Origin of the sequence: Curtobacterium sp. PhB130, assembly GCF_003755165.1 — a bacterium.
Lineage (GTDB): Bacteria > Actinomycetota > Actinomycetes > Actinomycetales > Microbacteriaceae > Curtobacterium.
In genome coordinates this window covers 20,353-45,019 of record NZ_RKII01000011.1, presented here as the reverse complement: position 1 = coordinate 45,019, position 24,667 = coordinate 20,353, and the positions used below count along the sequence as shown (strand labels likewise).

Genomic DNA, 24,667 nt, shown 5'->3' with positions numbered 1-24,667 from the left:
TCAGTGCCCGAGGGCGTCGATCCGCGTGACCTCGTCGTCGGACAACGTCACGGTCGCGCCGGCGGCGTTCGACCGGATGCGCTCCGGGTTCGAGGACTTCGGGATCACCACGAAGCCGTGCGCCACGTGCCACGCGACGATGACCTGGGCGGCGTCGACGTCGTGCGCCTCGGCGATGGACACCAGCGTCGGTTCGTCGAGGTTGCTCGCCTTGAAGGGGCTGTAGCCCTCGAGGACGACACCACGCTCGCGGAGTCCGTCGGCGAACGCCGCGTCGAACTCGACCGGGCTCCACTTGACCTGGTTCACGGCGGGCGTGACCCCGGTCGCCTCGATGAGCTCGTCGATCTGCGCGAGCGAGTAGTTGCTCACGCCGATCGCCTTCGTCAGGCCGTCCTGCTGCGCCTGCACGAGCTGCTGCCAGACGTCCGGTCGGGCCTCCCCGTTCGGCGGCCAGTGCACGAGCCACAGGTCGAGGTGGTCGAGCCCGAGCTGCTCCAGGCTCTCCTCGATGGTCTCCCGGACACGGTCGGCGTTGTCCGGCGGGAGCTTCGTCGTCACGAAGACGTCGTCGCGGTCGAGCCCGGAGGACGCGATCGCCTTCCCCACGCCGCGCTGGTTCGAGTACCCCGTGGCGGTGTCGATGTGGCGGTAGCCCGCCTCGAGTGCGGCGCCCACGGCTGCGGGAGCGTCGGCGTCGTCGATCTGCCAGGTGCCGAACCCGAGGAGCGGCATCGCTCCCCCGGTCACCGGCACGGACGGTTCTGCGTAGTCGGTCATGCACTCGTGTCTACGCGGCGATGTCGGAGGAGTCCGCCAGGATCGGGTGGACCACCGAGCACCAGGAGCACCATCCCGCATGACGTCCCGCCGACGCCGCACCCGCATCACCCTGTCCTCCACCCTGATCCTCGTCGTGATCGCCGTTGCCGGCTACGCGCTGCACGGCACCACGACTACGACGGATGCCAGCGCGCCGGAGCCGACCCGAGCCTCCAGCCCGGATGCCTCCGCGACGGCGACGACGGACGCAGCGCAGGCCCGCGCGCTGCTCGCCGCCCTGCCTGTCAAGGGGAAGGCGCCGGCGACCGGCTACGACCGCACCGGGGACTTCGGCAGCGCCTGGCTCGACGTCGACCGGAACGGCTGCGACACCCGGAACGACGTCCTGGCGCGGGACCTCACCGACCTCGTGCGGAGCGGCCCCTGCAGGGTGATGTCGGGTGAGCTCGTCTCGCCGTACACCGCGCAGACGATCGACTTCGTCCGCGGGAACACGACGTCGACCCTGGTGCAGATCGACCACGTCGTCGCGCTCGAGAACGCGTGGACCACGGGCGCGCAGCAGCTCAGCCAGGACGAGCGCGAAGCCCTGGCGAACGACCCGGAGAACCTCTTCGCCGTCGACCAGCACTCGAACGCGCAGAAGCGCTCCGGCGACGCCGCGACGTGGCTCCCCGCGAGTACGCCCTTCCGGTGCACCTACGTCGAGCACCAGGTCGCGGTGAAGACGAAGTACCGCCTGTGGGTCGTGCCCGCGGAGCGCGACGCCATCGAGCGCATCCTCGCGGCCTGCTGAACAGGCAACGCACCAAAACGACAGGTGTAGCCTAAAAACCATGTCTTCTTCCCGTTTCACCGACCGTGTCGTCCTCATCACCGGCGGCGGCTCCGGACTCGGCCGCGCCACGGCCGTCCGACTCGCCACCGAGGGCGCGAAGCTCTCCCTCGTCGACGTCTCCGAGCAGGGGCTCGAGGCGTCCGTCGCCGCCGTGCACGACGCTGCTCCCGACGCGGAGGTGCTCACCACCGTCGCCGACGTCTCCGACGAGGCCCAGGTCGACGCCTACGTCACCGCGACCACGGAGCGCTTCGGCCGCATCGACGGCTTCTTCAACAACGCCGGCATCGAGGGCAAGCAGAACCCGACGGAGTCCTTCACCGCCGCCGAGTTCGACAAGGTCGTGTCGATCAACCTCCGTGGCGTGTTCCTCGGCCTCGAGAAGGTCCTCAAGGTGATGCGCGAGCAGGGCTCCGGCATGGTCGTGAACACCGCCAGCGTCGGCGGCATCCGCGGCATCGGCAACCAGTCGGGCTACGCGGCCGCCAAGCACGGCGTCGTGGGCCTCACCCGCAACTCTGCGATCGAGTACGGCCGCCACGGCATCCGCATCAACGCCATCGCCCCCGGCGCGATCTGGACCCCGATGGTCGAGAACTCGATGAAGCAGCTCGACCCGGAGAACCCGCGCAAGGCCGCCGAGGAGTTCATCCAGGTGAACCCCGCGAAGCGCTACGGCGAGGCCCCCGAGATCGCCGCGGTGGTCGCGTTCCTGCTCTCCGACGACGCCAGCTACGTCAACGCGACGGTCGTCCCGATCGACGGCGGGCAGTCCGCCGCCTACTGAGACGGTCGGCTGGGCATCGGCCTGGAGGCTCGACCCGACTCCGCCCCGCGTGGAACGATGCGGACATGGCTGAGCTCACCGTCCCCCAGGCCTTCGCACTCCTCCTCACCGACGCCGACGGGCGCCGGGCAACGGACGCGCAGACGTTCGACCCCGGCCTCGCCGGCGCGGTCCTGGCGGACCTCGCCCTGCGCGGCGCCGTCTCGCTCGAGGGCAAGGACGTCCGCGTCGTCGACGGATCGACCACGGGCGACCCCGTACTCGACGGCGTCCTCGGCACGATCGCGGCGACTGGAGCACCCCGCAAGGCGAAGTGGTGGGTCTCGCGGCTCGGCAAGCGCCAGCTCCGCGACGACGTCTTCGCCTCGCTGGTCGCCGGCGGGCTCCTGAGCGAGGAGCAGCGGAAGACGCTCGGCATCTTCCCCTCGACCGCGTACCCGGAGCGGGACGGCGGCCCCGAGGCGCTGCTCCGGTCCTCGATCGCCGACGTCCTCGCGACTCGTTCCGCGCCGACGCCCTCCACCGCCGCGGTGATCGCGCTGCTCGATGCGACGAACACCCTGCGGAAGCAGTTCGGCAAGGTCGACAAGGCGCTGGTGCGTGAGATCACGTCCGGCAACTGGGCGTCCCCGGCGGTGAAGGCCGTCCTGGAGGAGATCCAGATGGCCGCCGTGATGGCCATCGTCGCCGCCACGACCGCGACGACGGCCTCGACGAGCTGACGCGCGCGCTCCCGATTCCGCTTCCGCTTCCGCTTCCGCTTCCGGGGACCGGTTTTGCTTCCTCGCGTTGACCGATCCGGTTCACGAAACGCGGCTCCAGCGAACCGGATCGGCCAACGCGGCTGATCGGAACGGCTCCCAGCCCCGTTCTGGGGATCGCTCACCTCCACGGGCCTCGGCCAGAGTGGTCGGGTCGCAGGTGAACGAAACGGGGGCGACGATGCCGTTGGGTGGACCGGGACCGCGAGACTGGTCCCCACCGGAGTCGTCCGCGATGCCGTCGCGGCATCGAAACCGGACGCGGTCGGCACTGTACGACCCGACGCCTTGGATCGGCGCGAAGCCCCGCCGAACGACGAGGCCGTGGGCGTACGCCACGCTCTCGATGCTCCTCGGGGCGGTGAGCCTGGGGATCACGGTGTTCGAACCGGAGCGGTCGGGCGTCCAGACGGGCTTCGTGGTCTCGACCGTCGGGGTGACCGCGATCGTGATGGGTGTCCACGTCGTCAAGACCTGCCGGTGGGGCTCGGCGACGGCACGGGCATTCGGACGGGGTGGGGCGATCCTCGGCTCCGTCGGGACCGCGCTCATGGTCTACGCCGTCGTCGGCGTCGGCCTCTCGAACGTCGGCGTCGAGTTGCCAGCGCTCTCACTCCCGAGCGCGGGCAACGGCTCGGTGTTCGCCCTGCCCTCCGCGGCGGCCGCACCTGCCGCGGTCACAACACCGAGGTCGACCCCGGCGCCGGCGACGCCGGCGACTCCCGCCACCCCGGCACCACCGGCAGCCGCAGCCCCGGTCCCGGCACCGCCGGCGGCCGCAGCACCGGCACCGGCAGCGGCAGCGGCAGCGCAACCCGCGACCCGCGCGGCCGAGCAGTCGGCGGTCGTGCAGAGCGCCGGGACGCTCGCGTTCGTGATGCGCCAGCGGTACGGCGCGGGGCCGTTCCCGGCGGACCTCGCGGTCGGCATGAGCGCCCCGCAGCGCATCATGCTCGCCGACGGCACCGGGCTCGCGGCGATCCCCGACGATGCACGGGTGCTCTACTCGGTGTCATCCGACGGCACCGCGTGGTCGGTGACGATCATCGGTGCCCGGTTCGGGGCCGTCGCGACCTACAGCTCGGCAGTCGGCACCGTCCAGGCCGGCTGAACCGCTCGCGGCGTCAGCCGGGTCAGCGGCGTCAGCCGGGTCAGCGAGGCTCGACGAGCTCGATGAAGCGGGAGAGCAGGGCCAGGCCGGGGATCGACGGCGGCAGCGCCGTGGTGAGCGCCGGCGAGTGCACGAGGTACGCCGCCCACTTCGCCCGCGAGAGCGCCACGTTCAGGCGGTTCGGCATCAGGAGGAAGTCGAGCCCGCGCGGGATGTCCGCCGCCGAGGACGCTGCGAGCGAGACGATGGACACGACGGCCTCGCGCCCCTGGAACAGGTCCACCGTCCCGACCTGCGTGCCGGTCAGCCCGGCCCGGTCGAGTTCCTGCCGGATCACCGCACCCTGCGCGTTGTACGGCGCGACGACGATGACGTCCTCGTCCGTGAGCTTCCGCACGGTGTCGCCGTCCGTCCAGGTGCGCCCGACGACGTCCTGTGCGAGGGCCACGACACGCTGCGCTTCCTCGAGCGAGGAGGTCGTGTTGCCCGCGTGCACGACGGGCACCGGGTGCACGCCGGGCTCGACGCCCTCGAGGTGCCGCCCGGACGCCATGGACGTCAACTGCCCGTTGTAGGACAGCCCCGAGACGGACGCCGTCAGCGCGGGCTCCATCCGCCGCGTGCGTGCGAGGAAGTACCCGAACTCCGGCGGCAGCACGTGCTCGCCGTCCGCCAGCCACCCGAGCGTGGACTCGTCCACGGGCTCCGGGTGCGACCCCTGCGACACCTGGGGCAGCTGCTGCGGGTCGCCGAGGAGCAGCAGCCGCGATGCCGCGATGGACGAGGCGATCGTCGGTGCCAGCGAGAACTGCCCGGCCTCGTCGACGACGAGCAGGTCCAGGGAACGCCGCTCGATCGTGGACTCGTTCGCGAAGGTCCACGCCGTGCCGCCGACGACGCCGCCGGTGCCGCTCTGTTCGCACGAGGCGAGGAACGCCGCGATCGCCGCACCGTTCTTCACGGGGGTCCACGCCGCTGCCTCGACGTCCTCGGGATCGGCGCCGGACTTCGGCTGCTTCACGACCCGGTCCGCGGGCACCCCGGCCGCGATGACCGCGTCGAGGAAGTTCTCCGACGTGGCGTGCGACTGTCCGACGACACCGACCCGCCAGCCGTACTCCCGGACGAGCCGCGCGACGACGTTCGAGCCGACGTAGGTCTTGCCCGTGCCGGGAGGGCCCTGGATCGCCAGGTACGACCGGTCGAGCCCGAGCAGCGTCGTCACCACGGCGGAGACGGTGTCGTCGCCGACGACCGGGGCGAGCGCTCCCCGTGGCGGCACCCGCCGGAGCAGGTCGAGCGCGGGGTCCGGCAGCATCGACGGCAGGGCGTCGAGGACGGACGCACCCCACTCGGCGATGGCCTCGGGCTGCGGCTTCGCCCGCGGCGGGGACGACGGCGCGAGCGCGACCGGGAACTCGTGGTGGGGTTCCCCACCGACGGGCAGCCGTTCGAGGAGCAGGACCTCCGTCGCCTCCCCGTCGTCCCGCACGTCGATGACCTGGGCGCGATCCGTCGCGCCCTTCGACCCGGGGCCCGGAGAGCCGACCGATGGCGGCGGCGGGGTGTCGTAGACGAGGTGGGGCGAGCCTCCCGGCCGGAGACGACTGCCGGGCGCGAGCGTCCCCGACAACCGGAGTTCTCGGGACTGCGAACGGGCACGCGGCAGCATGTCCCAGTCCCGCTCCACGGACGCGCGCTCCACGACCAGCACGTCGCGGGTGTCCGCCCACTCGTCGAGGGGGTTGCGGAGGCGGTCGAAGTGGTCCTGCCAGAAGGTCTTGGCCTCGCGCCGGTGGTAGTCGATCGCGGCTGCGGCGAGCGCCAGCGCCGTCTCGTCCGGGGTGCGGTCGAGCGCGACCACGCCCTCGAGGTGCTCCGCGAGCGCGACGTACACCGGGTTCGGTTCGCGCTCGACGGGGATCGGCGGCAGGTCGAGCTCGGCCGGCGCGTCTGTCGACGGCGGGCGCAGCGAGCGGAGCCAGTCGCGGAGGCGCAGCGTCGAGCGGCAGTCGTAGGCGTTGTAGTCCGCGACCTGGTCGAGCATCCGCTGCCCGGTGGCGCGGTCGCCGTTCCGGAGTTCCTCGATCGCCTCGACGTAGGCGGTGATGCTGTCCGCGGCGTTCGTGACGTCGCTGAGGCGGAGGTCCTCGCCCATGTACAGCGGCTCGAGCTTCTTGATCGAGTAGCTGTGGCTGCCGACGACCAGCGCCTTGCGGACGATCGGGTACAGGTCGACCAGGACGCCCGCGCGGAGCAGGTCGTCGACCGCCTCTTCGCCGACGCCGTGGCGGGCGGCGAGCGAGAGCAGGTGCGTCCGCTCGTAGGCCGCGTAGTGGTAGATGTGCATGCCCGGGTACTGCGCACGCCGCTCCGCGATGAACGCGAGGAAGTCCACGAGCGCCTGGCGTTCGTCGCGGATCGTGTGCGCCCAGAACGCCGTGAAGTCGGCCCGGTCGTCGACCAGGCCGAAGAGGTAGTCGAGGCCCCAGTGCACGCCGTCCTCGGTGTGGAGCGGGTCGCCCTCGAAGTCGAAGAAGACGTCACCTGCGTCCGGCGCCGGGATCGCGTCCAGGGCAGACGGGTCCAGGACCTCGAAGCGCGGGCGGTGGTCACGCGCGTGCTCCGAGTCGATCTGGAGGCTCGCCTGACGGACGAGTCGGTCCAGCGTCGACTTCGCCATGGTGGGCACCGGTGCGGTGCGGACCGCCAGGTCGTCGATCGTCAGGACACCCTGCCGGATCAGCTTCGTACGCTGGTCGAGGCGCATCCCGGCGACGAGGACCAGGTCGCGGTGCTGCTCCACCTGCTGCTGGCAGGCGCCGCACCGGCCGCAGCTGGCGTAGCGCGGGTCGCCCCAGGCGAGGGGTTCGTCTGCGCGCAGCCGTTCTTCGATCACCCTTCGCAGTTCCGTTCGCTGCGTGCGGTACACCGGGGCGATGTCGGCCAGGTCGTGCGTGGTCGTCGTGCGGTCACCGAGGACCAGGTGGACCTGCTGGCCCGTCGGGATGCCGTGCGCCTGCATCTGCTCGGCGTAGGCGGCGAGCTGCAGGAGTGCGCTGATCTTGGCGTGCCGGGCGAGCTTGGTGTCGTAGACCTCGTACTCCCCCGCGGCGTTGCGGATGATGAAGTCCGCGAAGCCGATGAAGCCCGCGCTGTCCGGTGTCGGCGGTGCGAAGAACGTCGGCTGGTAGAGGACGTCCGCGCCGCTCCGCATGGCGTCCAGTGCTGCCGCTGCTGCCTCCGCGTACTGCGGGGGCGCCGGGCGGTCGAACTCAACGACGTCGTGGGTTGCCTTGAGGATCTCGAGGTAGTCGAGCTCGTGCTGGTCCCCGAGCTTCGCCGTGCGGTCGAGCATGTCGTCGTGCTCGTCCGCCAGGGCTGCTCCACGGCCGAGCTTGGCGTCGAGGCGGCGCAGGAACGCCCACTCGCACGACGCCCACGTGGTGAGGTCGCTGGGGCTGAGGAGCGCCCGGCCCTCGGAGGTGATCTGCACGGCTTCACCCTAGGGGCGGGCGCCGACACCGCCGTCGGCTCATGGGCGAGCGCCGACCCGGCGAGAGCTGCTGCCCGGTCACGCGCCGACGGCAGTCCGTCCACGTCGGAAGCCGACGATGCCCAACACCGCTCCGACGAGGCCAACGAAAGTGGTCAGACGGCCCGCTGTCGAATCCCAAGCGTCCCACACCGCTGATGAGTCGAGGCCGCTGGAGAACGCCGCGAACACGACGCCAACCAGTCCGAAGCCACAGCAGATCGCGATGAGCGCACCGAGACCGATTACGTCAGGGTCCTTGGAAGGGAGCGTGGGACCGAGAGGCGCGCTCGACGAGACAGGTTCTGGACGAGGTTCGAACGACTCGCTGACCACGTCAAGCCACGACGCGACCCAGCCTGACCATTCGCGCTTCTCGGTGACATCAGTGGTCACGAGCTCCGCCCTCATCTGAACTGATGGTTGGGTCTTGAGAAGCCACACGCGCCCCTCCGCGGTGTGGCCCTGTCGTGCGCTCCCACGCGGAAGGCGCCTTCCGAGCGCGCCCAGGACACGGGCGGTCCGCCGACCGACGTAGTCCTGGTCGAGTTCGTTCGCTGCCTCGGTCGCCAACACTTCTCCGAGCAGGACGACCTCCCACTCGCTCCTGGCGCGCCGGTGCCAGAACACGCGCTCGAGCAACATCGCCGTCAGCCACGGAACGGCCGAGAAGAACGCCAACGCAAACGCCGCCTCATCCCATGAACGAGGAACATCACTCGTCATCGATGCAACGGCGAGCAACGCCGCGATACCGAGGAGGTCGACGAGGATGACGAGGCCGAGCCATGACGCTGGTCGGAAGACCAGCCGTTGAGCGCTCCGTACCCCTTGGGCAGTCGAAAGGTGCTTCGACCGGAACCGTTGCCACGCTCGGTGCGAGGGAGGCTCGCGAAGCACCGCGCCGGCACAGCGCTGCTCGAGCCGGCTCAATGTGAGGACCGCTTTTCGGCTCCCCTGACTCAGAATCACCACGTACAAGTACAGGACCCAGACAGCGACGCAGATCGTGCCGGCGTTGTAGAACGTCAAGAACACGATCTGCCACAGCGTGGAGGAAGTCTCTGTCACGGACAAAGTCTCCCGGAGACCGCTGACACGCGCTCCGGTGCTCTCCCTGCACCGGCCCAGCTTCGCTCTGGTCGAGTCCGGATCCGGGTCGAGGAATCCGTCGAGGTGCGGAATGCGTTCGGCTGGCCGTCTCGGCGGGTCGAGGTCGCGATGCGGTCCGGCGGTTGACCGTGCTTCCTGGTCTGGGACGTTCCGACGGTCATGCGACGATCAACGACGCCCGTCGGCGCCTGGCGCGCTGAAAACGCACCACTGCTGCCTTCGGGGGCGCTCAGCTCGCCGTCTGTCGCTCCCACATGCTGACGGTGCTCTCGAGCTTGTCGTAGCGGTACGGCTTGGTCTCTCCGGTGGGCTCGTAGCCGAGGGCGGTCCAGAACGGTGTGGCCCATTCGGCGTTGCGCTCGACGATCCCGAGGCGGATCCGGGACGCGCTGTTCTCCTCCCGCACCCGGTCGAGTACCGCGTCGTGCAGTCGCCGGCCGAGGCCCTTGCCCTGGTGGGCACCGTGCACGATCAGCAGCCCGATGTACGCGGTCTCCGGGTCGGGGTAGCCGAGCAGCACGTCGGCGAACGCGACCAGCTCCCGGTCGTCCCAGAGTCCGATGCTCCGCTTTCCTGCCGGGTCGAACCCGGGCGGCACGGAGATCAGCGCGGAGAGTGCATCGGAGGGGCCGGGCGGGTAGCCAGTGATCCGTTCGGCGTACGCCGGGAAGGACTCGAGCAGCTCCTGCAGGGCGTCGACGTCGTCCGGCTGCAGGTCACGGACCGAGTGCGTCATCTGCGCACCGCCACCGCCTGCGCGAACGCCAGGAGCGAGATCACGGCCGGCGAAACGGAGGTCATCGCTCGAACTTACGGGAGCGGGTTCGCTGCGGTCCGGCAGCGCGGCCGAGCACCCGTCCACCGGTAGCGTCGACGCAATGACCGACAGGGACTCGAGCACCGTGTTGCTCCGCAAGAACGCGACGTGCTTCATCAACGTCGCTGCGTACCGGCGCGTGGAGCTCGACGTCGAGGCGTTCGAGCCTCCCGGCGGGGTGGCGCGCGGCATGTTCGGCACTCGCGGCATGGAGGGCATCGGCGGTCGTCTGACCCTGACGTCGACAGCGCTGTGGTTCCACGCGCACCGGCTGAACTTCATCCGTGCCGAGTTCGGGATCCCGCTGGATCAGATCGTCGAGGTACGGAACGCTTCCCGGGGCCAGTCGCGGCAGATCGAGGTCGTGATGCAGTCCGGTGCCCGGCCGCGCTTCCTCGTCTGGGGCGTCCCGACGGTCATCGCGGCGATCGACGCCGCTCGGGGTCGGGCGCGCTGACGTCGGGTCCCGTCGGCACGAAGCGCAGGCCCTCGTACCCGTCGCGGGAGACGTGGGCGGTGAAGTCGGCGAGCGAGCGGACCCAATGTCCGCGTTCGCCGTAGAGCGCCTGGTACACGACCACGGGCTGCTCGGTCTCAGTGTCCCGTGCGACGAGCAGCACCTCGTACTCGCCGCCCTTGAAGTGGCGGTACCGGCCGGGCGTCACGTCGCTGCTCACGCCTCGATGCTACGAGTTCCCGGATCGTCGGCCGACCGGAGCCACGGCTCGATCCGGATGATCGAACGCCAGTCGCCGCCGAGGACCGCGCTGATCGTCTGCTCGGGGACCCGGAGGAGCGTTCCGACGAACGCGTCCCACCCGAGCCCGGGCAACGCACCGACGCGCGTCTCGTACAGCAACCAGTCCTCGGGGACGCGCTCCAGCAGCGCGAAGGCCCTGTCGACGTCGCTGCTCGACGGGATTCCATCGCGGACCTCGGTCGGTGTCGCCGGACCGACGACTCGACGGACTCGTCCGATCTCCCCCTCGTCGGGCAGCTCGGACAGAACGTCCACTTCGGCACAGAACGGCAGATCGGACGGAACTGTCCCGAGGCTGACGTCCACCGTGGCCCACCACCGCGAGGGTGGACTCCCCTCGTACAACAGAGGGAGGCCGCCGGTCGGCTCCGCTACGAGGGCACCCCCGCGCCACACGAGAAACGCTTCACAGGACATCACGGGCATCGCGTCACACCCACTGTTCCCGGTACGTGTACAGCCACCACTTGCCGCAGGGCTTGCGGCAGGAGATCGCCTTCACGTCAGAGTAGTGCTTCATGATGGTGCGGCCGCGGGACAGGCAAGTGGCTTGCGAGGAGTAGTTCGTACCGTCCCATCGTTGCCACACCGCCACCCAGCGGTCGGGCGCAATCTGCTGCTCGGCCGGAACCGAGGCAGTGATCGCGGCCGCGGGTGCGACGGGGATCATGCTCAACGAGATCCCGAGGAGACCGACGCAGGCGAGGCTGCGAACGACCCAGCGCGGTCGGATGAGTTGCTTCTTCGTGATGTTCGTCGTCATGGCCTCTACTGTTGGTCAGTGCCTGACATTTCTGATTTCACAGCCGTTGCGATCAGGTGACGAACAGTTCATGACGAGCGCGAGGCCAACAGCGGGACGGGCGCGATCCTCGGATCCCGGCGCCGCATCCGGCGACGTCTCACCCGAGATCGACTCGATACCATCCGACGTTCTCGCAGCTGGAGAGTCACCTCCTGGCGGGCCCCATCACTTGTCCCAGGCCGACGTCGGCCCAAAGCCCCGCCGTGCACGCTCGGCGTTGAGGACCTCCTCGACGAGGTCGAGCTTGCCCGCGGTGTAGTCCCGTCCGTCGTCGAGGCCGGAGAGCGAGCGCTTCAGCTCGGCGTACCGCTGCCGAGCGGCCGGGTCCCGCAGCAGAGCGTCCCGGAAGAGCCGCTGGTTGCAGTGCTCCCACGCCTCCGCGGCGAACACGTGCAGGATGTGGGTCCGCGTGCCTGACGAGCTCCGGACGTACACGCCGTGGTTCTTCGGCCCGTTCGAGTGCCGCACGTACCCGAGCCCCTCCAGGAGCGGCCCGAGGGCGAACGGGTCGACCCCGGCTGCGGCACGCGCGGCGAGGTCGATGACCGGCTTCGCGAGGAGTCCGGGGACGGCGGTGCTCCCGATGTGCTCGATCGCAGTGACGCTGCTGCCCAACGCTCGAAACACGCGAGCGGCCTCCGAGCGGAAGTCGTCCGCCCACTCGGCACGGTGTTCCACGAGGTCGACCATCGTCCCGAACCTATCGGCCCTATCGGCGAACACGGGATCCACTCAGATACGGGTTCGCGCCGATGCGGGAGCCTGGTCGGCATTCCTCCACAATCGCGCTGCGCGGATCGCTCCTCACTGATTCCGCATCCGACGAGCGCCCCACGCACGCTCTCGTCCAGCGTCGTCGGATGGAGGTCTGGGAGGCAGATGACGCTCGACGTCGACACATGGCCCGGTTCGGTCGGCGAGACACCGCGCCAGAGCTCGCGCTTCGCCGAGAGCTCCATGCTCGTGGCCGGCGGTTCTTCGTGGACCGCCGAGTGAGCACCACCTCTCGCGCCCGACCCGACATCGTGTTCCCTCGAGCTCGGATCGCGGTGTTCGTCGATGGATGCTTCTGGCACTGGTGTGAAGCGCACGCCCACCTCCCGAAGACGAACGCTGCGCTCTGGCGTGCGAAGCTCCTGGCGAACCGACAGCGTGACGCTCGCAATGAAGCGACCTTGATCGGTGAGGGTTGGCAGGTCATCCGCGTGTGGGAGCACGCGGGAGCGAACGAGGCCGCGGACCTCGTGGAGCACGCACTCGATCGCTGGGACACCATAGCCGGGGCGCGGCACGGTAGAACTGTCCCATGCAGGTCATCGAGGTCGTCGCGGCGGTGATCACCCGAGACGACGGCGAGATCCTCGCCTGTCGACGAGCGCCCGGAAGAGCGTCTGCCGGTCTCTGGGAGTTCCCGGGCGGGAAGGTCGAACGAGGCGAGCACCCGAGAGATGCACTCGCTCGGGAGATCCGTGAGGAACTCCAGACGGAGGCGCGCATCGGAGGTCTCGTCACTCGGGAGAGCACTCGTGTCGACTCGCTCCTCATCGATCTCGCGTGCTACCGCGCTCGTATCGACAGCGCGGGGTCGCTCCGGAGCACAGACCACGACGAACTGCGCTGGGTTGCTGCGTCGGAACTCGTTCGGCTCGATTGGGCGCTGCCCGATCTTCCGGCAGTCCGGGTCCTCACCGACGATCAATCCAAGCGATAGCTGCGCGCTCTCGCCTTCTGGAACCGACGATGGTGGGCGAAGTAATGCTCCGTAGCCTCGTCCCAAGCGCTGCAGGTGCGCCCGATCACGGCCTCGACGGCGCGGGACAGATCGTCGGTCATCGGGGTCCGGCGAGGGCCGCGTTCGACCGTCCCACCTCGGGCGACGATCACGTAGCCGAGCTCGAAGAGCGAGTCACATCCGATCAGACACGCCGGCATGACCGTGTCAGTCCGGCCTCGTTCAGCACGCGACGTGTCAGCTCGCCGCTTGATGTGCGCGGTGACGAGCATCGCGACAGGGAGATCACGACCGCACAGGGCACATGTCGCGAGCAGTTCGTCACCGAAGAGGTGCTTGCGGAGGAGACTCTGCTCACCGCGAGCGTTGACCACGACCCGACGGTCGCCGCGGTACTCGATCTGTGCATCGGCCATCTGGTCGTCCGGCCACGAGGAGAGCTGCGCAACATCGACGCGAAGGCCGACTTCGGTCAACAGCCAGTCGGCGAGTGGTCCGGCAACCTCGGAGAGGTACACCTGCTTGACTGCACCGCGCCGAGAGAACGGCCATCCCGTGTTGTCGCGCTCGGTCCGGAGCTCGAGCGGGATGCTGTCCAGCTCGATCGGGCCGTCGAGCTCTTGCATCTCGACGCGGATCACCCTGCCGACCGCGGACCATCGAGTGGTGGGGTCCTCGAACGGCGGCGGCCCGTCGAAAGCAGGAGCGAGAACGTTGCTCCACGCTCGAACCGCGCCACGCGAGTAGTGGAAGACGATGTCTCCGGTCGAAGCTTCGAGCATGCGGTCCCAATGACCCCGCGGAGTGCCCACGTCCTGGCCCTCTCGTGGGCGTGAGAGTTTCGGCGCCCAGAGCACACGTGCTCGCCGCTCCTCTTCGAAGGTCTGTCCTTGGTTGACCCAGAACGTCCGCACATCTCCCCCTCGACCGTTTTGCTAACGGTTGAGAGGTTAACGACGTGGTTCGCCACGGAGCGCCGGACACTCGACCCCAGATGAAGGGCCAGCCCACCGTGCACGCGGCTCCGGGTAGTGCTGTCGCGGGGATGGTCAGAAGAACTGCCGAAGATAGCGGCGAAGCTCCGAGTCCACGACGTACACGAACGTTCCTCGCACCCCGCGAGTCAACAAGACGGAGTAGACGTTCGAAACGAGGCGGCGCAGGTCCTCGTCCGAGTACGTGATACCGAGCCGCGGGTTGTTCTCCATGCCCTTCTTGTCGAAGTAGTTCGATCTGTCGAACACGATGCGCTGAGTGGGGACGTCGAATCGGAGATCCCGTCCGATGACCACTCCCACGAAGTTGAGGTCGTAGCCCTGAACCGTGTGGATGGACCCAACCTGCTCGATCGCCCCGGAGGAGGTGATCCAGTCTGTCTGGGTCTGGTTCCACCTGAGCCGCCGTCCGTCGACCTCGATGTCGATCGCTGCCGAGTCACGCTTGCTCTTCCACTCCCACGCGTACCCGGCAACGATCCGCGAGAGACCCACCTCGTCGTCCTTCGCGCGGATCGCGTCATGCATCTCGCCGAGGTCCTCGAACATCTGGAACTCGTAGTCGCCGAACGTGCGGGGTTGCGGCGATCCGCCACGCATGATCGCTCGGACGTAGGACACGTAGTCTGCCCCACCCTGCACTCGCATCTGCGTGAAGAGGCGGTAGTAGCGGTCGTCGGCTCGGGCGTCCCGAACGAGTTCGGCTTGGAGCTCCGGGGGAAGATCCGCGGGCCGCACGCTCTGCTCAGAGTCGAGCAGGAAGACCTGGTGGGTACTCTGCTCCCGGATCCAGTCGACCTGGGTGTACCCGTCGCCGTCAGCACCGAAGAGCGCCACGTTGATGTCACCGAAGCTCTTGTTCTGCGGGCCGGATGCCTGGTTCGCTCGGTGGTTCAGCCGGTGCGATTCGTCGACGACCAGCAGGTCCCACTTCTCAGTGCTCTTCCCGACCTCGAAGGGCGTGAGGACCATCGAGGCGTCGAGGCCCGGCGTCTTGCGGAACACGCGCTTCAGGGATGCACGGAGTGCCTGTTGCGGTACGACCAGGCCTACACGTGTGCCGGCCAGTCGCCCACGGTTCTCCGCCGTGAAGTAGTCCGAGAACATCGAGTCCCCATCGACCTCGTCGACGCCGACGCCGTTCGCGATGTCCCGGAGGAGCTTGAGGAGGTAGACAGCGACGATCGTCTTTCCGGTGCCGGGATCTCCCTGCACCACGATCGTGCTTCCGGCGCTCGATGCGAGGTCGCTGAACAGCCCCTCGAGGATGTCCTCCATCACGACGGCCTGGTCGCGGTTGAGCGCCTTGAACGGAGAGAGCTTGTACAGCTCACTGTTCTCGATCTCGGCAATGCTCCGCGTGAAGAGGTGCTGCTCCCGTAGCGCTTCGAATATCTGCTCGAACGTCTCGCGGTAACGCTCTCGGTCGAAGTAGTCGGCGTTCACGACGCCCTTGTTGCTGTTGAGCACGGTGTACTTGTCGTCGCCCGCGAACAGCCCGATGAGCTGCGACTCGAGGTCGAGACAGGCTGATTTGTTGAACGTACTGTCGAGTACCAGGCGAACTGCCTTGAGCGACCGCCGTTCCTCAGAGTCGAGGTGCTGGCGCATGCGCGCGGCGGTGTTGAGGGTCTCACCGACGTAGACGCGCTTCCCGTCATCGAGGACGTACACCACCGGCCAGTTCAGGAAGCGGGGGTCGCCGTCACGCCACAGTCGGAGGTGCTCTTCGCTGAACGGTAACTTCGCGATGTCAAAGCTGGTCATACTTCGTGCTTCGTCCTCGAACCTGGTCGACCGGGTACTTCTCGCGGGTCACGGCGAGCTTCTCTCGGATGATCGCGCCCGGCTCCAGACCGAGTCGATCGGCGAGGAGGTGGCAGTAGGTCAGCACATCGGCAAGCTCCCCTCGCACTCGATCGACATCGGCTTGCGACGACCACTGGAAGCACTCGAGGAGCTCCGCCGCCTCGATCGAGATGCTCTTCGCGAGGTTCTCGGGCGAGTGGAACTGCGCCCAGTCGCGTTCGGCGACGAACCTCCGGAGGTCGTCGCGCAGCCCCTCATCTGCCATGTCCGCACGTTAGCAGTCAGAGCGGGCGCTGCTGCGAACGCTTCGCCGGCATCGTCGCTCCGCCCCGCACACAGGCCCGGAACCCCACCTTGGGGGCGTCGACGCATCACTGTCGGGTTGAGATCATGGACGTTCCTTCAGAATCGGAGTACCACTCATGATCACGCTGGCAAAGCGTCACCGTCAGTTCGTCGCGGCCGGGGTCGCCGCGGTACTGCTCAGCACACTGTGCGCGTGCAGCACGGGGGACGGACACGATGACGCCGCCGCCGCGGCGCATCAGAAATCCGCGGGCTTGTTGGATTCGAGTGCGTCGGCCTCGGCGGAAGCGAAGGCGACAGCCGAAGCCGAAGCCTCAGCCGATGCAGCTGCTCAGAAGGCCGCTGCCGATGCCGCCGCCGCCGCGAAGGCTGCCGCGGATGCGAAGGCAGCCGCGGATGCGAAGGCAGCCGCCGACGCTGCCGCGGCAAAGGCCGCTGCGGACGCGAAGGCAGCCGCGGACGCGGCAGCGGCAAAAGCCGCTGCCGACGCCGCAGCACAGGCTCAGGCGGCCGCGGCCGCAGCTCCTGTGTACTTCGAGAACTGCGACGCCGCCCGCGCGGCAGGTGCTGCTCCAGTCCGAGTGGGAGACCCCGGCTACTCGAGGCAACTCGATCGGGACGGCGACGGAGTCGGCTGCGAAGACTGAGTCAGATGCACACCGCTGGTCTCGTACCGGGCTCTGAACCGAAGGCCCACACTCGCCGCGAAGGGGCAACACCATGACCATCGCCGGCGACTCAGCCCGAGTGGAAGCCCGCCGCCAGCGCTCCCGCGCCCACGAACTCCGCCTCCAGGCCGACGAAGCCGACGCACGAGCCGGCCGCTTCGAGATCGCCCACCGCACCGAGGGCGAGACGGCCAAGGTCCTCGCGCCGCTCGCTGGCATCGGCTACCACCTCCTCGCCGACCGCCGCTGGCCCGGCAGCCGCACAGCGCAGGTGGACATGGTGGTCGTCGGCCGCGCCGGCGTCTTCATCGTCGACACGAAGGCCTGGCGCGAGGTCGCGATCCACGGCGACCGCATCACCCGCGGCCAGGAGGACGTCACCGACGACGTCGCCCGCCTCGCGGACCTCGCGTACAGCGCCGAGTCCGCCCTCGCCGAGATCGGCCTGGCGCCAGGCGAGGTCCACGCCGTGGTCGCACTCGCCGGTCAGAAGAAGATGCACGCCAGGGTGGCATCGGTCGACATCGTGGGCGTGCACGACCTCATCGGCCACATCACGAAGCGCGGCGCCCGGCTCTCTCCCAAGCGCGTCGACGAGGTCCTCACGCACTTCCCGGTCATCGGCGACACCCCGCTCCCGCTGACGCAGGTCATCGTCCCCGCGGCGATCCTCCCCCGCGAGCCCGAGCCCGAGGCCGAACCCGAGCCAGAGCGGCAGCCGCGACAGGCATCGGAACCGGAACGGAAGCAGGAGCAAGTCGACCTGGACGAACGCGACGCCCAACTCCTCGACGGCGTGCTCGACGCACCGATCGAGGACTGGATGGCCTTCCTCGACCCGACCCAGGCCAAGCTCGTCCGCCGCAACTTCAACGGCCCCGCCCGAATCCGCGGCGCCGCCGGCACCGGCAAGACGGTGGTCGGCCTGCACCGAGCGGCCTACCTCGCACGAGCCACCGGTGGCCGCATCCTCTTCGCCACCTACATCAGCACCCTGCCGAAGGTGCTCAGCTCGCTCCTCGAGCGCCTCGCGCCCGACATGGTCGACCGCGTCGAGTTCACGAGCGTCCACGCGTTCGCGCGCGGTGTGCTGCAGGAACGCGGGATCGCGTTCCGGATCGCCGAACGGGAGGCCGCACTCGCCTTCGCCGATGCGTGGAACGCGATCGGGGCCTCCAGTCCACTGCGGTCCTCGCGTTTCACGTGTCGGTACTGGGAAGACGAGATCAGCCACGTCATCAAGGGCCGTGGGCTGACGCACTTCGACCAGTACGCGGACCTGGCGCGGGTGGGGCGGAAGCACGCGCTGCCCGTGGAGATGCGACAGGCGGTGTGGGACCTGTACGAGACGTACTCACGCGGTCTCCGCGAACGACGTGTCACGGACTGGGCGGACCTCGTGCTGCTCGCCCGCGACGCCGTGGCGGAAGTTCCGCTCGACCGGTACGACGCGGTGATCGTGGACGAGGCGCAGGACCTGTCGTGCGCGATGGTGTCGCTCCTGCACGCGCTGGTCGGCGACCGACCGGACGGCCTGACCCTGATCGGTGACGGGCAGCAGACGATCTACCCGGGCGGGTACACCCTCGGCGAGGTCGGGATCAGCCTCGCTGGCCGCGGTGTCGTGCTCGACGTCAACCACCGGAACACGGCGGAGATCCTCGACTTCGCGAAGGGCATGGTCGCGGAGGACCAGTTCGTCGACATCGAGGGTGTCGACGGCGCGGGCGACGCGGCGTCCGACGTCACGCGCTCCGGCCCGGAGCCGATCATCCACCGCGCCAGGACGACCGCGGACCACGATGCGGCGATGCTCGCCCGTGTCGCCGAGGTCCTACGCCTGGTCGGAGTGGGCCACGGGGACGTCGGGATCCTCACCGCGACGAACTGGCAGGCCGACAAGGTCGCGGCGGCGCTGGAGACAGCAGGGGTCCCGGTCGTCTCGCTCAAGCACTATCGGGGTCAGAGCGTCGACGCGGTGAAGGTCGGGACGGTCAAGCGTGCGAAGGGGCTCGAGTTCAAGCAGGTGTTGCTCGCGCACGTGCCGGCACGGCTGCTCGACGCGACGCCGAGCGAGCAGACCGAGGCCGACCGCGAGAAGCGCGAACTCGATCGGCGGGAGCTCTACGTGGGGATGACGCGGGCGCGCGACGGTCTGTGGGTCGGCGCGCGGTGACGCACGGCCTTCGAGTCGTGGGTCCCTGGCGCAGCCCAGCAAATCGCACTCCTCGGCGGGGCGTCGGTCTGGTGCCTCCGCCGCCGCTGACCCCGCGCTGGTCCCGCGGGCTGCGCCGCAGCTGGCGCTGAGACGAGCGCAGCCTGCAAGGTGGCTCGATTCCGGTCGTCCGGTCACCCCTCACGCGCAACGCGGTACCACCGCGGCTGCAACCAGCGGGGCGCACCGTTCAGGAGGACGAGGATGCCGAGGACCGTCGCCATCACGGCGACCAGTCCGAAGACCAGGGCAAGGACCCCCACGACGTTCGCCAATGCACCCGAGACCCCGATCGCCAAGGCGGCGAGGCCGAACCAGAACAGTCCCAGGATCACGCTGTTCGACGTGTTGCGCGCCCAAGAACGCCACAACCCGCCGTAGGCGGCGCCACCGAGCGCCACGAAGACGCCCCCGAACACGATCATGAACAGCGGGATCACCCGAACACCTTCTTCCACGTCCTCTCGCTGATCTGCAAGGCTCAGCCGGCCGACAGGTCTGCGAACACGGCGAGCACCGAACGCAACACGGTGCCCGACGGGATCGGCTCCAAGCGGACCCGCCCGTCCTCCAGGCTGTCGCGCCGGAACCATCCTGCGCCGCCCGCCGACACGACGTCGAGGCCCAACGGCGTCCGGTCTCCCCACACCCGGAGCCGGACCCACACGGGCTCCCGCCAGAGGCGCTCCGCGACGAAACCGGCGATCGGTGACGGCTCGGTCGGTGTCCCCGGTCGTTCGATCCGAGCGTCGACGGTCTCGGCGGGGAATCTCGTCGGCGCACACCCGATCGTTGATGAGGTCGGCGACGTTGCCCTTCGCACGGACGAGTGCCGCCCCACCCTTCAGCCACATGCTCCACCCGGTCGGAGCAGTCATCGCTCGCGCGCCACTCGGTACCACCGCGGCTGCAGCCAGCGCGGGACACCCATCACGACGCTCCAGACCCCGAGCGCTCCGGTGACCGCCGCCGTGAACGCGAACACGAGGGACACCCCGAAGACCGGCGTCCGGACGAAGCTCGCCGCGAGTCCCATCGACAGCAGGGCCAGCCCCAACCAGAACCATCCGAAGACGAAGTTCTCGTGCACCCGACCGAGCCACGACCGCCACCGCCCGGCGTAGGCCAGCGCTCCGAGTCCACCGAAGACCACACCCATGGCGAAGAGGGTGGCGATGATGCCCAACGCAGTCACCCGACCACCGTACTTCCCCGGGTCGCGCGCCCATCGCCGGGGTCACCCTACGATCACACCATGCACATCCGCCTCCTCCAGGTGATGCCGTTCCCCGACGACGGCACCGACGAGGTGCAGTGCATCGTGCGCTTATCCCGTTCGTGGCAGTCACTGACGGAATTGCCAGGCGGCCGCCACCTCACCCGCGTCCCGGGCACCCTCCGCTGGTCGCACGGCGGCGGGCTCTTCGTCGAGGAGCGCTCGGGCAGCCGGTTCACCGTGCAGTCCCTGTGGCCGATCGTCGACGAACCGGACTTCTGGCCGGACGGCCAAGACCCGGACAGCAAGCCAGACGAAGATGACGACCAGGACAGCGGCTTCACGTGGAAGGTCGGACACGTCCGGGTCGACCCGGACGCCGAGATGCTCGGAGCTGCACTCGACCACGCCGAACGCCGGAAGGCAGCGAGAGCTCGCCGCCGCCCCAGGGCGGACCCAGCCGAGCGGATCACCGTTCGTCTGATGCTCGAGTACGGCGTGGACTGGCCGCTCTGGGGTCCGGAGGGCCCGCTCGAGCCGTGGGAACTCGCGCTCTCCCCCGAGCTCACCGAGAGCCTCCGGCAGTGGCAGGCGTTGTGGGACCGGAGCCACGACTGGGGGGACGGCTGGACGAACGCCGACGACCGGGCCGAGCACGAGCGCGAACGCCCGGGGATCGCGGCACAGCTCCGGCAGGAGATCGGGGCGTTCGCCGATGTCGAGGTGTTCGGAGCGGAAGAACAAGAGGAACAGGACTGAGCGGGCCATCCTCCGATCGGAGGATGGGAACCACACCCCCTCCGCCGATCCGCCAGCAGCGCTGACCGGCAACGCTGGTCTCATGCCCGCCACCCCAGCCATCGAGGTCCAGCACCTCACGAAGCAGTACCCCACCGGCAAGCGCGCCGTCGACGACATCTCCTTCACGATCGAGGCCGGCGAGACCTTCGCCCTCCTCGGCCCCAACGGCGCCGGCAAGTCGACGACGGTCGAGATCCTCGAGGGCTACCGCTCCCGGACGAGCGGGGACGTCACGGTCCTCGGTCACGACCCCGCCCGCACGAGCCGCAGCCACAATGCCCGGATCGGCATCGTGCTGCAGAGCACTGCCGAGTCCCCCAACGTCACGGTCGCCGAGCAGCTCGACCACTTCGCGAAGCTCTACCCGAAGCACCGGGACGTCGACGAAACGCTGCAAGCAACAGGCCTCGCGGAGCAACGCAACACCCGTATCGCAAGACTGTCCGGCGGGCAGCGCAGGCGCGTCGACGTCGCCCTGGGGATCATCGGCCGCCCCGAGGTCCTCTTCCTCGACGAGCCAACCACAGGCTTCGACCCGGAGGCTCGCCGCCAGTTCTGGGACCTCCTCAAGCAGGTCCAGCGCGAGGGCACGACGATCCTCCTGACCACGCACTACCTCGACGAGGCCGCGCACCTGGCCGACCGGGCCGCGGTCATCGCCGACGGCAAGCTGCTCGACATCGCGCCGATCGACGAGCTCGGCGGCACCGAGGCACGCACACCGCGCGTGACCTGGACGAGCAAGAACGACACGAACGACACGAACGACACGAACGACAGCGACACGAACACCAACAACACGAGCACGACCAAGCACGACGAACGCACCACCGACCCCGCAGCACTGATCAGGTCCATCACGGACCCGATGCGAGACCTCGAAGTCATCCGCCCGTCCCTCGAGGACGTCTACCTGGAAATGGTCGGCAACGCATGAGCGCCCCAGCAGTGAACACCGCCCGCATCACCTACGAGATCCGCTCCTACTTCCGCGCCCCCGACGCGGTGTTCTTCACGTTCCTCTTCCCGATCATCATGCTGGCGCTCTTCTCGGTCGCATTCAGCAGCGCACCCGACATCAGGGCCGGAAACGCCAGCGTCGACTACGCGACGTACTACCTGCCCGGGTTGGTCGCGACGGGATTCCTCCTCTCCGGCACACAGTCGCTCGGCGTGGACATCGCCACGGAACGCAGCGATGGCACGCTGAAACGCCTCGGCGGAACACCGCTGCCGGTGCTGAGCTACTTCATCGGGAAGATCGGCATGGTCCTCGTCACGACGATCATCCAGACCGCATTGCTGATCGGCATCGCGAGCATCGTCTTCGGCGTGGATCTCCCGACGGACCCGGCGAAGTGGGCGCGTTTCGCGGGCATCATGCTGCTCGGCATCGCGACGGCCTGTGTCCTCGGCATCGCGATCTCGGCACTCCCCCGCGAGGGTCGCCGCGCCACGGCGACGATCGTCCCCGTGGTCCTGGTGCTGCAGTTCATCTCCGGCGTCTACCTCCCCTTCACCCAGCTCCCGACCTGGCTGCAGAACGTCGCGTCGGTCTTCCCCCTCCGCTGGATGGCGTCGGGGATGCGGTCGGTGTTCCTCCCCGACGCATTCGCGTCCGCCGAGCCGGGAGGCACGTGGCAACTCGGTCTCGGAACCCTCGTCCTGGTCGCATGGCTGGTCCTGGGCACGGTGGCCTGCATGCTGACGTTCCGGTGGAACCGCAAGGACTCCTGATGCCGGGAAACGCGGGGACGGAACCGCAAAGGTGGAATGCTGACCGCATGACCGGCGAGACCTGGGTGCGCAACCGGTGGCTGCACGCCTTCTTCGCCGCGACGATGGCACTGACCGCCGTCATCACGGCCGCCGGCTGGTCCCCGTGGGACACCCGCTGGCCCGCGTACGCCGCGATCGCCGTCCTGGTCGTCGCGTACATCGGGTTCGGGCACCGCGGCTACGACGAGCCCCGCGCAGCCGCCGCGTTCCTGCCGCTGCTCGTCGCCGCCGCGCTGGTCCTGCCGGCGGTGGCTCCGAGCACCGCGTTCGTCCAGTGCATCCTGTTCCCGCTGGTGTGGGTCCAGGCCGAGCGCATCCGGAGCGCGGTCCTGCTCTCCATCGCGATCGGCATCGCGAGCGGCATCGGCCTGCAGATCTCCAGCGGCTCCGAGGCGCTCGTCGGCACCCTGCTCATCGAGGGCATCAGCGTCATCGGCGCCTGCGCGATGGGCATCTGGATCTCGAGCATCGCCGACCTGTCCGAGTCCCGGCGCGAGCTCCTCGACGAACTCCGAGCCACGCAGACGTCGCTCGCCGAGGCGAACCGCACGGCCGGCGTCGCCAGCGAACGGGAACGCCTGGCCCGCGAGATCCACGACACGGTGGCGCAGAACCTCGCCGGCATCGTGATGCTCACGGAGCGCGCGCAGAGCGACCTCGCGAGCGACCGCACCGACGCGCTCGAGGAACGCCTCACCGTCCTCGAGGAATCAGCTCGCGCCGCGCTCGAGGAGTCGCGCACCCTCATCGCGGCCGGCGCCGCTGGGGTCACCCGCGACAGCCTCGGCGGCGCGCTGCACCGCCTCGGCGAACGCCACACGCGCGAGACCGGCACGCCCGTCACCGTGGACGCACCCGACTGCGCACTGGATCGCGACGCGCAGGTGGTGCTGCTCCGCGTCGCCCAGGAGGCTCTGGGCAACGTCCGCACGCACGCTCGCGCCGCCTCGGTGCGCGTTGCACTGCTCCCCTCGCCCGAGCAGACCGTCCTGCGGATCGAGGACGACGGGGTCGGCTTCGACGCGTCGGACCCGTCCGCGGGTCACGGGCTCCGCGGCCTCCGGGAGCGCCTCGCGCTGGCGGGCGGGTCCTGCCGGATCACGAGCGGCCCCGGACGCGGCACCGTCGTCGAGGCGACGCTGCCCACCGGAGCCGCGCCGAGCCTCCCGGCCGCCCTGCCCGTGACCGGCACCGCGGCGGAGGTGACCCGGTGATCCGCGTCGTCGTGGCGGACGACCACCCCATCGTCAGAGCGGGCATCGTCGCGCTCTTGCAGGACGCCGACGACGTCGAGGTCGTGGGCCAGGCGGCGGACGGCGAGTCCGCGGTGGCAACGGTCCTCGCCGAGCTACCCGACGTGGTGCTCATGGACCTCCGGATGCCGGGCATCGACGGGGACGCCGCGACCGCGCGGATCCTCGGTGCCGAGCCGGGCATCCGCGTGCTGATCCTCACGACGTACGAGTCCGACGACCAGATCCTCGCCGCGATCGAGGCCGGCGCCACGGGCTACCTGCTGAAGGCCGCGCCGGAGTCCGAGATCCTCGCGGGGGTGCGGGCCACGGCGCGGGGTGAGACCGCGCTGGCTCCCTCGGCGGCCGCGGCCCTGGTGCGCCGGGCCACGGGCACGCTGCCGATCGGCCCGTCGCTGACGCCCCGGGAGCTCGACGTGCTGCGCCTCGTCGCCCAGGGCAACAGCAACCCGGCGATCGGCCGCGCCCTGTTCCTCAGTGAGACCACGGTGAAGACGCACCTCGGCCACGTGTTCGAGAAGCTCGGCGTCAACGACCGCACCCGGGCGGTCACGCGGGCGATGGAGCTCCACATCCTCTGACC

Annotated in this window: 28 protein-coding genes; 14 read left to right on the top strand and 14 right to left on the bottom strand. The window is 69.4% G+C overall.

Going from position 1 to position 24,667, the window contains the following annotated elements; translation table 11 throughout:
* The gene (locus EDF24_RS17065; RefSeq protein WP_221181391.1) at nucleotides 1-780 is read right to left on the bottom strand and encodes an aldo/keto reductase; all 780 of its coding nucleotides are present in this window, start codon (nucleotides 778-780) and stop codon (nucleotides 1-3) included.
* Nucleotides 781-859: 79 nt separating this feature from the next.
* On the opposite strand from EDF24_RS17065, the gene EDF24_RS17060 reads away from it, so the two are divergent.
* From EDF24_RS17060 to EDF24_RS17045, 4 genes are all read left to right on the top strand, one after another.
* Entirely contained in the window at nucleotides 860-1,579 is a 720-nt protein-coding gene (locus EDF24_RS17060) for an HNH endonuclease family protein (RefSeq protein WP_123704464.1), read from the top strand.
* A gap of 40 nt (nucleotides 1,580-1,619) precedes the next feature.
* Nucleotides 1,620-2,408: an SDR family oxidoreductase gene (locus EDF24_RS17055; RefSeq protein ID WP_123704462.1), complete on the top strand. Its 789-nt coding sequence runs from the start codon at nucleotides 1,620-1,622 to the stop codon at nucleotides 2,406-2,408.
* 65 nt (nucleotides 2,409-2,473) lie between these two features.
* Nucleotides 2,474-3,130, top strand: coding sequence for a GPP34 family phosphoprotein (locus EDF24_RS17050; protein WP_123704460.1), 657 nt, complete (start codon nucleotides 2,474-2,476; stop codon nucleotides 3,128-3,130).
* Nucleotides 3,131-3,530: 400 nt separating this feature from the next.
* Nucleotides 3,531-4,280 (top strand): hypothetical protein, encoded by a 750-nt coding sequence (locus tag EDF24_RS17045; RefSeq protein ID WP_148070919.1) that lies wholly within the window; start codon nucleotides 3,531-3,533, stop codon nucleotides 4,278-4,280.
* Between the two features lie 40 nt (nucleotides 4,281-4,320).
* Here the strand turns inward: EDF24_RS17045 and EDF24_RS17040 are convergent, their stop codons facing one another.
* The 3 genes from EDF24_RS17040 to EDF24_RS19300 form a co-directional block, all read right to left on the bottom strand.
* Nucleotides 4,321-7,776, bottom strand: a complete 3,456-nt coding sequence (locus EDF24_RS17040; protein WP_123704457.1) for a TM0106 family RecB-like putative nuclease — start codon at nucleotides 7,774-7,776, stop codon at nucleotides 4,321-4,323.
* A 78-nt stretch (nucleotides 7,777-7,854) separates the two neighbouring features.
* On the bottom strand, nucleotides 7,855-8,886 hold the full coding sequence (locus EDF24_RS17035; RefSeq protein ID WP_123704456.1) for a hypothetical protein: 1,032 nt from the start codon (nucleotides 8,884-8,886) through the stop codon (nucleotides 7,855-7,857).
* 271 nt (nucleotides 8,887-9,157) lie between these two features.
* Entirely contained in the window at nucleotides 9,158-9,664 is a 507-nt protein-coding gene (locus EDF24_RS19300) for a GNAT family N-acetyltransferase (RefSeq protein WP_185021710.1), read from the bottom strand.
* Between the two features lie 142 nt (nucleotides 9,665-9,806).
* On the opposite strand from EDF24_RS19300, the gene EDF24_RS19295 reads away from it, so the two are divergent.
* Nucleotides 9,807-10,202 carry a hypothetical protein gene (locus EDF24_RS19295; RefSeq protein ID WP_185021709.1) on the top strand — a complete coding sequence of 132 codons (396 nt, stop codon included), beginning with the start codon at nucleotides 9,807-9,809 and terminating at the stop codon, nucleotides 10,200-10,202.
* Here the strand turns inward: EDF24_RS19295 and EDF24_RS17025 are convergent.
* The 4 genes from EDF24_RS17025 to EDF24_RS17010 form a co-directional block, all read right to left on the bottom strand.
* Nucleotides 10,162-10,422 (bottom strand): DUF1653 domain-containing protein, encoded by a 261-nt coding sequence (locus EDF24_RS17025; RefSeq protein WP_185021708.1) that lies wholly within the window; start codon nucleotides 10,420-10,422, stop codon nucleotides 10,162-10,164. The two genes, EDF24_RS19295 and EDF24_RS17025, sit on opposite strands and share 41 nt — an antisense overlap.
* Nucleotides 10,419-10,931, bottom strand: coding sequence for a hypothetical protein (locus EDF24_RS17020; protein ID WP_148070918.1), 513 nt, complete (start codon nucleotides 10,929-10,931; stop codon nucleotides 10,419-10,421). Before EDF24_RS17020 ends, EDF24_RS17025 begins: the two co-directional genes overlap by 4 nt.
* 4 nt (nucleotides 10,932-10,935) lie before the next feature.
* Nucleotides 10,936-11,268: a hypothetical protein gene (locus EDF24_RS17015; RefSeq protein ID WP_123704452.1), complete on the bottom strand. Its 333-nt coding sequence runs from the start codon at nucleotides 11,266-11,268 to the stop codon at nucleotides 10,936-10,938.
* Between the two features lie 207 nt (nucleotides 11,269-11,475).
* Nucleotides 11,476-12,000 carry a GrpB family protein gene (locus tag EDF24_RS17010; protein ID WP_123704450.1) on the bottom strand — a complete coding sequence of 175 codons (525 nt, stop codon included), beginning with the start codon at nucleotides 11,998-12,000 and terminating at the stop codon, nucleotides 11,476-11,478.
* Nucleotides 12,001-12,062: 62 nt separating this feature from the next.
* On the opposite strand from EDF24_RS17010, the gene EDF24_RS17005 reads away from it, so the two are divergent.
* Complete coding sequence (locus EDF24_RS17005; RefSeq protein WP_311316813.1) at nucleotides 12,063-12,647, top strand: very short patch repair endonuclease; 585 nt, start codon at nucleotides 12,063-12,065, stop codon at nucleotides 12,645-12,647.
* Nucleotides 12,617-13,021 carry a (deoxy)nucleoside triphosphate pyrophosphohydrolase gene (locus tag EDF24_RS17000; protein WP_123704446.1) on the top strand — a complete coding sequence of 135 codons (405 nt, stop codon included), beginning with the start codon at nucleotides 12,617-12,619 and terminating at the stop codon, nucleotides 13,019-13,021. The genes EDF24_RS17005 and EDF24_RS17000 overlap by 31 nt, the downstream gene beginning before the upstream one ends.
* Here EDF24_RS17000 and EDF24_RS16995 read toward each other — a convergent pair.
* The 3 genes from EDF24_RS16995 to EDF24_RS16985 all read right to left on the bottom strand — a co-directional run bounded on the left by EDF24_RS16995 (nucleotide 13,006) and on the right by EDF24_RS16985 (nucleotide 16,111).
* The gene (locus EDF24_RS16995; RefSeq protein ID WP_123704444.1) at nucleotides 13,006-13,824 is read right to left on the bottom strand and encodes a hypothetical protein; all 819 of its coding nucleotides are present in this window, start codon (nucleotides 13,822-13,824) and stop codon (nucleotides 13,006-13,008) included. The two genes, EDF24_RS17000 and EDF24_RS16995, sit on opposite strands and share 16 nt — an antisense overlap.
* 267 nt (nucleotides 13,825-14,091) lie before the next feature.
* Nucleotides 14,092-15,804 carry a DNA/RNA helicase domain-containing protein gene (locus EDF24_RS16990; RefSeq protein ID WP_123704442.1) on the bottom strand — a complete coding sequence of 571 codons (1,713 nt, stop codon included), beginning with the start codon at nucleotides 15,802-15,804 and terminating at the stop codon, nucleotides 14,092-14,094.
* Nucleotides 15,791-16,111, bottom strand: a complete 321-nt coding sequence (locus EDF24_RS16985; RefSeq protein WP_123704440.1) for a nucleotide pyrophosphohydrolase — start codon at nucleotides 16,109-16,111, stop codon at nucleotides 15,791-15,793. The genes EDF24_RS16990 and EDF24_RS16985 overlap by 14 nt, the downstream gene beginning before the upstream one ends.
* Nucleotides 16,112-16,268: 157 nt before the next feature.
* On the opposite strand from EDF24_RS16985, the gene EDF24_RS19565 reads away from it, so the two are divergent.
* Both EDF24_RS19565 and EDF24_RS16975 read left to right on the top strand, forming a co-directional pair.
* Nucleotides 16,269-16,799, top strand: a complete 531-nt coding sequence (locus EDF24_RS19565) for an excalibur calcium-binding domain-containing protein (RefSeq protein ID WP_123704438.1) — start codon at nucleotides 16,269-16,271, stop codon at nucleotides 16,797-16,799.
* 73 nt (nucleotides 16,800-16,872) lie between these two features.
* Entirely contained in the window at nucleotides 16,873-18,996 is a 2,124-nt protein-coding gene (locus EDF24_RS16975) for a nuclease-related domain-containing DEAD/DEAH box helicase (RefSeq protein ID WP_123704436.1), read from the top strand.
* A 173-nt stretch (nucleotides 18,997-19,169) separates the two neighbouring features.
* Here EDF24_RS16975 and EDF24_RS16970 read toward each other — a convergent pair whose 3' ends face one another.
* The 3 genes from EDF24_RS16970 to EDF24_RS16965 all read right to left on the bottom strand — a co-directional run bounded on the left by EDF24_RS16970 (nucleotide 19,170) and on the right by EDF24_RS16965 (nucleotide 20,230).
* Nucleotides 19,170-19,475 carry a hypothetical protein gene (locus EDF24_RS16970; RefSeq protein ID WP_123704434.1) on the bottom strand — a complete coding sequence of 102 codons (306 nt, stop codon included), beginning with the start codon at nucleotides 19,473-19,475 and terminating at the stop codon, nucleotides 19,170-19,172.
* 41 nt (nucleotides 19,476-19,516) lie between these two features.
* Nucleotides 19,517-19,663 carry a hypothetical protein gene (locus EDF24_RS19290; RefSeq protein ID WP_185021707.1) on the bottom strand — a complete coding sequence of 49 codons (147 nt, stop codon included), beginning with the start codon at nucleotides 19,661-19,663 and terminating at the stop codon, nucleotides 19,517-19,519.
* Between the two features lie 246 nt (nucleotides 19,664-19,909).
* On the bottom strand, nucleotides 19,910-20,230 hold the full coding sequence (locus EDF24_RS16965; protein WP_148070917.1) for a hypothetical protein: 321 nt from the start codon (nucleotides 20,228-20,230) through the stop codon (nucleotides 19,910-19,912).
* 60 nt (nucleotides 20,231-20,290) lie between these two features.
* Here EDF24_RS16965 and EDF24_RS16960 point away from each other — a divergent pair, with 60 nt between their 5' ends.
* The 5 genes from EDF24_RS16960 (at nucleotide 20,291) to EDF24_RS16940 (ending at nucleotide 24,665) form a co-directional block, all read left to right on the top strand.
* Nucleotides 20,291-21,010 (top strand): hypothetical protein, encoded by a 720-nt coding sequence (locus tag EDF24_RS16960; protein ID WP_123704430.1) that lies wholly within the window; start codon nucleotides 20,291-20,293, stop codon nucleotides 21,008-21,010.
* 82 nt (nucleotides 21,011-21,092) lie between these two features.
* Entirely contained in the window at nucleotides 21,093-21,989 is an 897-nt protein-coding gene (locus EDF24_RS16955) for an ABC transporter ATP-binding protein (protein WP_123704428.1), read from the top strand.
* Nucleotides 21,986-22,789, top strand: coding sequence for an ABC transporter permease (locus EDF24_RS16950; RefSeq protein WP_123704426.1), 804 nt, complete (start codon nucleotides 21,986-21,988; stop codon nucleotides 22,787-22,789). Before EDF24_RS16955 ends, EDF24_RS16950 begins: the two co-directional genes overlap by 4 nt.
* Before the next feature lie 47 nt (nucleotides 22,790-22,836).
* A complete protein-coding gene (locus tag EDF24_RS16945; RefSeq protein ID WP_185021706.1) occupies nucleotides 22,837-24,045 on the top strand; it encodes a sensor histidine kinase in 1,209 nt (402 codons plus the stop codon).
* Complete coding sequence (locus EDF24_RS16940) at nucleotides 24,042-24,665, top strand: response regulator transcription factor (protein WP_123704422.1); 624 nt, start codon at nucleotides 24,042-24,044, stop codon at nucleotides 24,663-24,665. Before EDF24_RS16945 ends, EDF24_RS16940 begins: the two co-directional genes overlap by 4 nt.
* The last annotated feature ends 2 nt before the right edge of the window (nucleotides 24,666-24,667 follow it).